Origin of the sequence: Lysobacter enzymogenes (assembly GCF_017168095.1) — a bacterium.
GTDB classification, from domain to species: Bacteria; Pseudomonadota; Gammaproteobacteria; order Xanthomonadales; family Xanthomonadaceae; genus Lysobacter; species Lysobacter enzymogenes_D.
Window position 1 is genome coordinate 1 of record NZ_LXSD01000278.1, and the last position, 11,004, is coordinate 11,004.

General features: G+C 69.4%; 8 protein-coding genes. 3 read left to right on the top strand and 5 right to left on the bottom strand.

From position 1 onward, the window contains the following. The coding region (gene yidC / locus A7A76_RS08425) for a membrane protein insertase YidC (RefSeq protein WP_241200815.1) at positions 1–1,563 on the top strand (1,563 nt) is incomplete at its 5' end. A gap of 536 nt (positions 1,564–2,099) precedes the next feature. Then, positions 2,100–3,470, top strand: coding sequence for a tRNA uridine-5-carboxymethylaminomethyl(34) synthesis GTPase MnmE (gene mnmE / locus A7A76_RS08430; RefSeq protein WP_206410780.1), 1,371 nt, complete (start codon positions 2,100–2,102; stop codon positions 3,468–3,470). Between the two features lie 340 nt (positions 3,471–3,810). Here mnmE and A7A76_RS08435 read toward each other — a convergent pair whose 3' ends face one another. From A7A76_RS08435 to A7A76_RS08455, 5 genes are all read right to left on the bottom strand, one after another. Next, the gene (locus tag A7A76_RS08435) at positions 3,811–4,911 is read right to left on the bottom strand and encodes an alkene reductase (protein ID WP_206410781.1); all 1,101 of its coding nucleotides are present in this window, start codon (positions 4,909–4,911) and stop codon (positions 3,811–3,813) included. A 220-nt stretch (positions 4,912–5,131) separates the two neighbouring features. After that, positions 5,132–5,935: a 2,5-didehydrogluconate reductase DkgB gene (gene dkgB / locus A7A76_RS08440; protein ID WP_206410782.1), complete on the bottom strand. Its 804-nt coding sequence runs from the start codon at positions 5,933–5,935 to the stop codon at positions 5,132–5,134. A gap of 46 nt (positions 5,936–5,981) precedes the next feature. Further along, positions 5,982–7,184, bottom strand: coding sequence for an MFS transporter (locus tag A7A76_RS08445; protein WP_206410783.1), 1,203 nt, complete (start codon positions 7,182–7,184; stop codon positions 5,982–5,984). Between the two features lie 295 nt (positions 7,185–7,479). Then, positions 7,480–8,820, bottom strand: coding sequence for a zinc ribbon domain-containing protein (locus tag A7A76_RS08450; protein WP_206410784.1), 1,341 nt, complete (start codon positions 8,818–8,820; stop codon positions 7,480–7,482). Further along, entirely contained in the window at positions 8,820–9,884 is a 1,065-nt protein-coding gene (locus tag A7A76_RS08455) for an SPFH and helix-turn-helix domain-containing protein (RefSeq protein WP_206410785.1), read from the bottom strand. The genes A7A76_RS08450 and A7A76_RS08455 overlap by 1 nt, the downstream gene beginning before the upstream one ends. A 407-nt stretch (positions 9,885–10,291) precedes the next feature. Between A7A76_RS08455 and A7A76_RS08460 the strand changes: the two genes are divergently transcribed. Beyond that, on the top strand, positions 10,292–11,004 hold a 713-nt coding region (locus A7A76_RS08460), incomplete at its 3' end, for an energy transducer TonB (RefSeq protein ID WP_206410786.1).

The window sequence follows — 11,004 nt, forward strand, 5'->3', positions numbered from 1 at the left end:
GTGCCGGGCGCGCCGACCGCACCGGCCGTCGCCGGCGCGACGGCGGTCGCCAACGCCGCGCCGGCCACCGATGCGCCGGTCGTGGTCAACACCGACGTGCTCAAGGTGATCCTGCGCGGCGGCGAAATCAGCGAGGCCGACCTGCTGCGCTACCCGGTCGGCACCGAGCCGGGCAGCCCGCCGATGCGCCTGCTCGCGCACGACGCCACCTTGTATTTCGTCGCCCAGAGCGGCTGGGTCAGCCAGGGCGGCAGCGCGCCGACCCACGAAAGCGGCTTCCGCTATGCCGGCGACGCGCGCGAGGTCAAGCTCGCCGACGGCGCGCGCGAGATCTCGGTGCCGTTCGTATGGACCGGCGCGAACGGCGTCACCATCACCCGCACCTACACCTTCGGCCGCAGCGACTACGTCATCAAGGTCCGCGACGAGGTCAGCAACGCCGGCGCCGCGCCGTGGCAGGGCTATGTCTACCGCCAGCTCAGCCGCGTACCGCGCGAACTGGCGCGCAAGGGGCCCTTCAGCCCCGAGCAGTACAGCTTCCAGGGCGCGGCGTGGTACAGCCCGACCGACAAGTACGAGAAGCGCAAGTTCGACAAGTTCGCCGCCGACGGCAACCTCAACAAGCAGGTCACCGGCGGCTGGATCGCGATGCTGCAGCACCACTTCTTCGCCGCCTGGATTCCGGGCGAGAAGGACCAGGGCCAGTTCTCGCTGGAACAGCTCAACGCCGGCGGCGCGCCGCAGTACCTGATCCGCGACCTCGGCCCCGGCGTCAACGTCGCGCCGGGCCAGAAGGCCAGCACCGAAGCGCGCCTGTGGGTCGGCCCGAAGCTGGTCAAGGCGATCGAAGCGCAGAAGGTGCAGGGCCTGGACCGCGCGGTCGACTTCAGCAGCTACTCGATCTTCGCCACCCTGGCCAACGGCCTGTTCTGGCTGCTCGACAAGCTGCACGGCCTGTTCGGCAACTGGGGCTGGGCGATCATCGGCCTGGTGGTGCTGCTGAAGCTGGCGCTGTATCCGCTGTCGGCGGCGCAGTACAAGTCGCAGGCCAAGATGCGCAAGTTCCAGCCGCGCGTCGCCCAGCTCAAGGAGCGCTACGGCGACGACAAGCAGAAGTTCCAGATGGCGCTGATGGAGCTGTACAAGAAGGAGAAGATCAATCCGGTCGGCGGCTGCCTGCCGCTGCTGCCGAGCATCATCATCTTCATGACGCTGTACTGGATGCTGGCCGAGTCGGTGGAACTGCGCCACGCGCCGTGGACGCTGTGGATCCACGACCTGACCTCGCGCGATCCGTTCTTCGTGCTGCCGCTGTGCAACATCGCGATCATGTGGGCGACGCAGAAGCTGACCCCGATGACCGGCATGGATCCGACCCAGCAGAAGATGATGCAGTTCATGCCGCTGGTGTTCGGCGCGATCCTGGCGTTCCTGCCGGCGGGCCTGGTGCTGTACCAGGTCGCCAACGGCGGCCTGGGCCTGCTGCAGCAGTGGATCACCACCAAGCGCTATGCGGAAGAGAACGCGGGCGGCGGTGGCGGCAAGGACAAGGACAAGAGCTGATCGGCGCAGGCCGTATCGGTGCTCGCGAAGCCCGCCGCAAGGCGGGCTTCGCGTTTGTGGGGATCGCTGCGGCGGATAGGGATCGCGATAGCAGGATCACGACGCGGCAGTCGCTGTTGTGGGAGGGGCTTCAGCCCCGACGCTGTCGTGCCGGACGCCGTGATCTGAGCCAAGAGCGTCGGGGCTGAAGCTCCTCCCACAACAACTACGGCCGTCATCCCGCGAAATCGGGGATCCAGAGACTTCAGCGTCATGCTTCGGTGAAGCCCTGGATCCCCGCTTTCGCGGGGATGACGGCCTGGAAGAGACGTTGCGAAACCCACCAACCGTCATGCCCGCGAAGGCGGGCATCCAGAGACTTCAGCGTCATGCCTCGATGAAGCCCTGGATCCCCGCCTTCGCGGGGATGACGGCGTGGAAGAGACGTTGCGAAACCCGCCAAGCGTCATGCCCGCGAAGGCGGGCATCCAGAGACTTCAGCGTTCTGCTTCGATCCCGACCTTATCCACAGTCCCAGCACCCACTATCATCCGCCCATGACCTCCGCCGCTCCCGCCCGCGACACCATCGCCGCCATCGCCACCGCGCCCGGCGCCGGTGGTGTCGGCATCGTGCGCTTGTCGGGAACCCGGGCGCGCGCGATCGCGCAGGCGATGGCCGGGCGCACGCTGCAGCCGCGTTACGCCCACTACGTACGCTTCCGCGACGCCGACGGCGAAACGCTCGACGACGGAATCGCCCTGTATTTCGCCGCGCCGGCCAGCTACACCGGCGAAGACGTGGCCGAGTTGCAGGCGCACGGCGGCCCCGCCTTGCTGGAGGAACTGCTCGCGCGCGCCTGCGCGCTCGGCGCGCGTCGCGCGCGTCCGGGCGAGTTCAGCGAACGCGCATTTCTCGAAGGCCGGCTCGATCTGGCCCAGGCCGAGGCCGTGGCCGACTTGATTGCCGCGGCCGACGCGCGCGCGGCGCGTGCGGCGCGGCGCGCGCTCGACGGCGAGTTCTCGCGCCGCGTCGAAGCGCTCGCCGGCGATCTGCTGGCGGTGCGCGTGCACGTGGAGGCGGCGATCGATTTCGCCGACGAACCCATCGACACCCTCGGCGGCGGCGCATTGCGCGAACGCCTGCGCGGCGCCGCCGAATCGCTGGACGCGCTGCTCGCCGCGGCCGAACGCGGCCGGCGCCTGCGCGACGGCCTGCACGCGGTCATCGTCGGCCCGCCCAACGCCGGCAAGAGTTCGCTGTTGAACGCGCTGGCCGGCAGCGAACGCGCCATCGTCACCGACATCGCCGGCACCACCCGCGATCTGCTGCACGAGACGATCAGGCTCGACGGCGTCGAACTGACCCTGGTCGACACCGCCGGCCTGCGCGACGGTGGCGACGCGATCGAGCGCGAAGGCATGCGCCGAGCGCGCGGCGAACTCGACCGCGCCGACCTCGCCATCGTCGTGCTCGACGCGCGCGATCCGCACGGCGGGTTGGCGGCGGTCGCCGATGCGATCGAACCGGTGCCTTCGCGGTTGTTCGTCTACAACAAGATCGACCTGCTCGAATCGGATTACGACTCGCCGGGGCCGGCGGATGTCGGCGGCGAGAATCGGGTGTTCGTTTCCGCCCACAGCGGCGCCGGGCTCGATGCGCTGCATGCGCGTTTGCGCGCGCTGGCGCAGGGCGAGAGCAGCGATGCGAGCGAAGGCGCGTTCACCGCGCGCGCGCGGCATGTCGAGGCCTTGCGCCGCGCGCGCGAGGAACTGATCGAAGCGCGCGCGCAGCTCGACCACGAGATGCTGGATCTGGCCGCCGAATCGCTGCGCCATGCGCACGATGCCTTGGGCGAAATCACCGGGCGGGTGCGTGCCGACGATCTGCTCGGGCATATCTTTTCGAGTTTCTGCATCGGCAAGTGATGCGTGCGCAAGCGGGTGTCGTGTCGGTGGTGCTGCGGGGACCGCGGCCGCGTTGATTCGGTTGCGTCGCAAGCGCAGTGTCGTGGTCGCGGCTTGCGCCGCTCCTACAGTCGCTGCGTTGTAGCGGCGTAGGGCTATGTGGATATCTCTGTGCAGCGACAAGGTCGCGCCATGCCGCGCGATCTTCCTGTAGGAGCGGCGCGAGCCGCGACCGCGTTGTTTCATTTGCGTCGCAAGCGCGATGCCGCGGTCGCGCCCCGTGACGCTTCTACTGTCGCTGCGTTGCAGCGACGGCATGTGGATATCGCTGTGCATGCCGCGCTACTGCCATCCGCCGCAATCATGCCGCACGCGGGTAGTCGGTATAGCCTTCGGCCCCGCCGCCGAAATAGCGCGAGCGGTCGCCTTCGTTGAGCGGCAGGTCGTGCTGCAGCCGATACGGCAGGTCGGGATTCGCGATGAACGGACGGCCGAAACCGATCAGGTCGGCCCAGCCGCGGGCCAGCGCTTGTTCGGCGCGGGCCTTGGTGTACTTGCCCGAGTAGATCAGCGTGCCGCGGTAGATCAGGCGCAAGGCTTCGCGAAACGCATCGGGCATGCCGGGCGCGTCGTCCCAGTCGGCTTCGGCGATGTGCAGGTAGGCGACGCCGATGTCGTCGAGCAATTTCGCCGCGGCCAGGTACGTCGCTTGCGGCGTATCGTCCACCGCGCCTTGCAGCGTGGTCAGCGGCGCCAGGCGCACGCCGACGCGCTCGGCGCCGATGGCGTCGCCGACGGCTTGGGCGACTTCGCGCAGGAACCGCAAGCGGTTCGGCAGCGAGCCGCCGTACTCGTCGTCGCGCGCATTGGCCTGCGAGTCGATGAACTGGTTGATCAGGTAGCCGTTGGCGCCGTGCAGTTCGATGCCGTCGAAGCCGGCGGCGATCGCGTTGCGCGCGGCCTGGGCGTAGTCGGCGACGATCGCGGGAATCTCGTCGGCGTGCAGCGCGCGCGGCGCGGAGTGCTGGACCATTTCGCCGACGCCGGCCTCGGGGCCGCGGCCTTCGACGTCGACGAACACTTTCACCCCTTCGGCCACCAGCGCCGACGAGGACACCGGCGCGGCGCCGCCGTCCTGCAAGGCGACGTGGGAGACGCGGCCGACATGCCACAGCTGGGCGAAGATGCGTCCGCCCGCGGCGTGCACGGCGTCGGTGACGCGGCGCCAGCCGGCGATCTGCTCGGGCGTGTGGATCCCGGGCGTCCAGGCGTAGCCCTGGCCCTGGCGGCTGATCTGGGTGCCTTCGCTGACGATCAGGCCGGCGCCGGCGCGCTGGGCGTAGTACTGCGCCATCAGTTCGGTGGCGACTTCGCCGCGGCCGGCGCGCGAGCGGGTCATCGGCGGCATGACGATGCGGTTGGGCAGGCCGAGGCCGGCGAGGCGGTAGGGGGTGAACAGCATGGGGATATCTCGGGGGATGGGGGTCGAGGTGGGGGGCGGCGGCGATGGGGCGCAGGCCGGATCGCGTCGATGCTGTGTTGCGTGGATAAGGTTGCGGGGCGAGCGTGTGCGATGGCGGTCGCGACTCGCGTCGCTCCTACAGGTAGCCCAGTACGATCCGAAGCCCCTGTAGGAGCGACGCGAGTCGCGACCGCGAAAATTCAACTACGGTGCAGCCGCATCAATCCCACGCCGGCGCCAAGCCGTCGGGATCGGTCAACCGTTCGCCGCGATCCAGCCTGGCGATGCGCTGCATGTCCGCGTCGTCCAAGCGCAGCGAAACCGCGAGCAGGTTGCCGGCCAGATTCTCGCGCTTGGTCGACGAGGGAATCACCGCGTAACCCAGCTGCATCGCCCACGCCAGCGCGACCTGCGCCGGCGTCGCGCGATGCTTCGCCGCGATGTCCACCAGCACCGGATCGCTCAACACCTTGCCGTAGGCCAGCGTCATGTACGAGGTCAGCCCGATGCCCGCCTCGCGCGCGAACTGCGCGAGCTTGCGGTTCTGCAGATACGGATGCAGTTCGACTTGATTGGTCGCGATCTGGTCCGCGCCGACCGCGGCGATCGCGCGCTGCATCAGGTCGATGTTGAAGTTGGACACGCCGATGGCGCGGGTCAGGCCGTCGCGCTTGGCCTGCAGCAAGGCGCCCATGAATTCGTCCACCGGCACCGCGTCGTTCGGCGAGGGCCAATGGATCAAGGTCAGATCGACATGGTCGGTGCGCAGCTTGGCGAGGCTGTCGCGCAGGCTCGGGATCAAGCGTTCGCGCGAGAGGTTTTCGACCCAGACCTTGGTGGTGAGGAACACCTGGTCGCGGGCCACGCCGCTGTCGGCGATGGCCTGGCCGACCTCGGCCTCGTTGCCGTAGATCTGCGCGGTGTCGACGGCGCGGTAACCCAGCTCCAGGCCGGTGCGTACCGAATCGACGACGGTCTGGCCCTTGAGGCGGAAAGTGCCGAGGCCGAAAGCGGGAACGTTCATGTGGATATCTCCAGACAGCACGGGGGAAGGAATCGGAAGCGGCGAATCAATGCGCGACGACGGCGATGCCGTCGGCGCGATCGGCGACGCCGTCGCGGCGATCCAGGCGGCCGCTCAGCGCGGTCAAGGCGAACGCGGCGAACACCACCAGCGCGGCGATCCACGGCGTATGCGCCAGGCCGAGACGGGCGACGACCTGACCGCCGGCCCAGGCGCCGCCGGCGACGCCGAGATTGAACGCGGCGATGTTGAAGCCGGCGGCGGTATCGACCGCCTGCGGCGCGTAGCGCTGCGCCTGCTTGACCACGTACACCTGCAGACCGGGCACGTTGCCGAACGCGACCGCGCCCCAGGCCAGTGCGGTCAGCACCACCAGCCACTGGCTGTGCATGGTGAAGCTCAGCGCCAACAACACCGCGGCGAGCAGGGCGAAGATGGTCTTGAGCGCCTTCACCGGGCCGTGGCGGTCGGCGAGACGGCCGCCCCAGACGTTGCCGATCGCGACCGACACGCCGTAAGCCAGCAACACCGCGCCGACCATGTTCGGGCCGAAGCCGGCGATGTCCTGCAGGATCGGGGCGAGGAAGGTGAAGGCGATCAGCGAGCCGCCGTAGCCGACCGCGGTCATCGCGTAGACCAGCAGCAGGCGCGGCTGCAGCAGCAGCGCGGCCTGTTGGCGCAGCGGCGCCGGCGCGCTGTGGGCGATGCGCCGCGGCACGAACAGCGCGCTGCCGATCAGCGCGATCAGGCCGAACCCGGCGACGGCGAGGAAGGTCGCGCGCCAGCCGAAGTGCTGGCCGAGGAAGGTGCCCAGCGGGATGCCGGTGACGAAGGCGACGGTCATGCCGCTGAACATCGTGGCGATCGCGCTGGCGGCTTTTTCCTTCGGCACCAGGCTGGTGGCGATGATCGAGCCGACCGAGAAGAACACGCCGTGGGCGAGGCCGGTGAGCACGCGCGCGACGATCAAGGTGGCGTAGCCGGGCGCGAGCCAGGCGACCACGTTGCCGGCGGTGAACAAGGCCATCAGGCCGACCAGCAGCGCCTTGCGCGGCACCCGCCCGGTCAGCGCGGTCAGCAGCGGCGCGCCGATGGCGACGGCCAGCGCGTACAGGCTGACCAGCAGGCCGGCCGAGGGCAGGTCGACGCCGAGGTCGGCGGCGAGGGTGGGGATCAGGCCGACGATGACGAACTCGGTGGTGCCGATGGCGAAGGCGCCGAGAGTCAGGGCCAACAGAGCGAGAGGCATGGCGGGCATCCGGGGAATCGAGCGATTCGGGATGCGCAGTGTCGGCCGGCGGACTTTGCGGAAAAACAGGGTTTCTATCGAATTACATTTGACTTCAAGTCAAATATATGAGGAACGCCTGCTGTGGATAAGCACGGTACAAGCGCCGGATAAAAATCCGGAAAGCCATGCTGCACAAGGCGATAGCGGCCATCGCGCTTATCCACAACGTGTTGTCCACAAGATCCGCCGAGCGACCCGCCGCCGCGATCGCCCTGCGGCCGAGGCTGTGGATAAACCGCGTCTGTGGATAAGTTCAGCGGTTGCCGCCGAACACCGCCAGCAGCACCAGCAGCGCGAGCGCCGCCGCCAGCGCGGCGAAGAAGATCTTGACCCAGCTGTAAGGCCGTTCGCCGGCCAGCGCGCCGGTGTAGCCGTTGGCCAGCACCTGGTAGCTGCGCGAGCCGTAGGTGTAGCTGACCAGCCACACCGGCACCAGCACGTGCTTGAAGGTGCGGCGGCTGAGCCGGGCGTCGACCTGCAGGTTGCGCTGGGTGTCGCCGGGCACCTGCGCCGAGCAGGCCGCGCGGGTGCGTTCGCGCATCTGCGCCTCGCCGATCTGCGCGGCGCGGCGCAGATCCACCTGGTAGCGCTCCACGGTCCAGCCGCGCACGAACTCGGGCGAATACGGCTTGAGGTCGGTGGCGGTGGGGAAATCGCCGATCTGCGCCAGCAGGCCCGAATGCACGCCGACCGTGCCGGGCACCAGTTCGTCGTTGAAGAACAGCTGCAGCGAGCCGGAGGCCGGCTCCCAGCGGATCTTCTGCACTTCGCGGGTCTTGCGCTGGCCGTTCACGGTGTAGCTCTCGGTGACGTAGTAGTAGTGGCCGGCTTCGGCGCTCCAGCGCGCGGACACGTCGGCGTCGAAGGTCCAGTACGGCAGGTACACGCCCTTGAGGGTGTCGGTCAGCGCCGCGGTCTTGAGCCGGTTCGGCGCGAACCAGCGGCTGCCGTACCACTTGCGGATCGCGTCGCGGACCTGGCCGTCGCTGATCTTGAACGGCAGCAGGCTTTCCGGGGTGATCGCATCGCCCAGCGATTCGTGGTCGATGATCGACGGCGAGCCGCAGAACTCGCAGCGATCGGCGACCTTGCCGTCGACGAACACCGAGATCGCGTGGCAGCTCTGGCATTGCACTTCGCGCCGCTGCGCGCCGTAGCCGCGTTGCGCCGACGGGGTCGCGGCCATGCTGCGCAGCAATTCGAGCGCGTGGCCGTTCTGCGAGCCCTCGAGCGCGAATTCGCCGTCCTGGCCGCGCGCCGACACGCTCCAGCTGCTGGCGGTGCGCGGCCCGCCGCCGGGCGCGCGCGCCAGCCGCTCGATGGTGGCGTGGACCGCGGCGAGGTCCGGATCCTGCGTGCCGGCGGCGGCGCCCTGCGCGCGCGGCTCGGGCTGTTCGGCCGGCATCCGCGCCAGCGCTTGCTCCAGGTCGTGCTCGACGATCTGCGCGCTGCCGTCGCCGGCGCCCGCGGGCGCCGCCGCCAACGGCACCACGGTGCCGCAGTACGGGCAGGCCAGCGCCTGCTTGGCCGCATTCCACTGCAGATCCCCGCCGCATTCCGGGCAGGGATGCTTTCCGACGGTGGCGTTGTCCATCAGCCGCGCAGGAATTCTTCGAGCGCGCTCTTGGCGATGCGGGTGGCGTTGCCGATCTTGCGCGCCTTGAGGTCGCCGGCGGCGATCGCCGCCATCACGTCCTCCACCGAGACGCCGAGCGCGCTCGCGGCCTGTTCGGGCGTGAGCACTTCGAGCCCGCCGGCGGCCGGTGCGGCGTCCGCGGCCGCAGCCGCCGGCGCGTTGGCCTGCGGCGCGCCCTGCAGGCCGCGCATCATTTCCTGGGCGATGCCGAAGCCCACCGCCATCTGCGCCGGCACCGCGGCCGAGGCGTCGCCGCCCTGGCCCATCGCGCTGCCCATCTGGAACTTGACGTAGTCGTTGAGGTTGCCGACCGCGCTCATGCTCGAACGCGCGTCGATGGCCTTCTCCACTTCCGGCGGCACCGACACGTTTTCCAGCACGAAGGCGGTGATCTCGATGCCGTACTTGGAGGTCATCGCCGGGTTGATCAGCGGCAGCAGCGCCTCGCCCAGTTCGGTGTAGCGCGAGGCCACGTCCAGCGCCGGCACCTTGGCGCTGGCGAGCGCTTCGGTGAACACGCTGACGATGCGCGAACGCATCGTGTCGGCGAACTCGTCGAGGCGGAAATTCTGATCGGTGCCGGCCACTTCCTTGAGGAACCTGGGCGGGTCGACGATGCGGAAATCGTAGGTGCCGAATGCGCGCAGGCGGACCACGCCGAAGTCGGCGTCGCGCATCATCACCGGGTTGGCGGTGCCCCACTTGTTGCCGGTGAACAGCCGGGTGTTGAGGAAGTAGACGTCGCACTTGAACGGCGACTGGAAGCCGTACTTCCAGCCCAGGATGGTCGACAGGACCGGGATGTTCTCGGTCTTGAGCGTGTGCTTGCCGGGGCCGAACAGGTCGGCGTACTGGCCGGCGGCGACGAACTGGACCTGCTGCGACTCGCGCACGATCAGCTGCGCGCCGTTCTTGATCTCCTTGTCGTCGTCGGGGAAGCGATAGGAGAGGGTGTCGCGCGAGTCGTCGGTCCACTCGATGACTTCCAGCAGCTCGCCCTTGATGAAACCCAGAATGCTCATGTCCCCGCTCCCGCTTCCTGCCCGTGGTGCGGCGATTCTAGTGCAGGGCGGCGCGGGTTCGGCCAGCCCGGAGCAGGTCCGGCCTGGGCCGGGCACGCGTTCGGCACCGGTGCGATGCGGCCCGGCGCGGGCCCGTCGGCGCGTCCGTGCGCCTGCGCACGGACGGTCGCCGGCGGCCGGGGCTGGTGCGCGCAAACTGTGGCGGCGGTCGCGGCCGCCGCTGCGAACCGACACACCCGGTATCGGTGCGGCCCGCGATGGATGGCACACTCGGGGTCTGACGCCCATCGCGGGGGCCCGTCGCAACCTGAACGCTTGACAAACGCGGCTCGCTAGCGCGTTCTATCCGGCGTGCGCCCGGCCCCGTATCGGACGGGGACTCGCGTACTTCAGGGGAGCTTTTATCGATGATCGCCAATAACGACCGGCATTGCAGCCGGCTGTCCGCTGTCAAGCAGGTGTCCGCCGTGTTCGCGCTCGGATGCGCGCTGGCGGCCTGCGGAAAGAAAGAAGATGCCGCGCCGGCCGCGCCGGAGCAGGCCGCGCCCAGCGCGAGCGCGCCGGCGGCGAATGCCGGCAACGCGGTCTCGGCCAAGGTGTCGGCCCTGAGCGTGGAGCAACTGCGCGAGGCCGCGCGCAAGGCGTATGCGGAAAACCGCCTGTACGCACCGGCCGAAGACAACGCCGTGGAGTACTACCTGGCCCTGCGCGAGAAGGCGCCGGCCGATGCGGTCGCCTCCAGCGCGTTGACCGACCTGCTGCCGATGACGGTGATCGCCACCGAGCAGAGCATCGGCCGCGAGGATTTCAGCGAAGCCCAGCGCCTGTCGGCGCTGATCGAACGCGCCGACCCGCAGCACCCGGCCCTGGCCCGGCTCAAGGCCGCCATCGCCAGCGCCCAGCAGGCGGTGACCAAGCGCGCCGAACAGGAAAAGCTCACCGCCGAGGAGCAGGTGCGCAAGCAGGCCGAGCTGGAGAAGCAGCGCCAGGCCCAGCAGCAGCAACAGCAGCAGCAGGCCGCGCAGCAACTGGCCGCGCAGCAGGCGGCCGAACGCCAGGCCGCGGCGCGCGCGGCCGAGCAACGCGCCGCCGAACAGCGCGCGGCCGAGCAGCGTCCGGC

Bases quoted from the DNA above. Each gene is read 5' to 3' on its own strand.
- mnmE (WP_206410780.1), top strand. From the start codon at position 2,100: ATGACCTCCGCCGCTCCCGCCCGCGACACCATCGCCGCCATCGCCACC.
- A7A76_RS08435 (WP_206410781.1), bottom strand. From the start codon at position 4,911: ATGCTGTTCACCCCCTACCGCCTCGCCGGCCTCGGCCTGCCCAACCGC.
- dkgB (WP_206410782.1), bottom strand. From the start codon at position 5,935: ATGAACGTTCCCGCTTTCGGCCTCGGCACTTTCCGCCTCAAGGGCCAG.
- A7A76_RS08445 (WP_206410783.1), bottom strand. From the start codon at position 7,184: ATGCCTCTCGCTCTGTTGGCCCTGACTCTCGGCGCCTTCGCCATCGGC.
- A7A76_RS08450 (WP_206410784.1), bottom strand. From the start codon at position 8,820: ATGGACAACGCCACCGTCGGAAAGCATCCCTGCCCGGAATGCGGCGGG.
- A7A76_RS08455 (WP_206410785.1), bottom strand. From the start codon at position 9,884: ATGAGCATTCTGGGTTTCATCAAGGGCGAGCTGCTGGAAGTCATCGAG.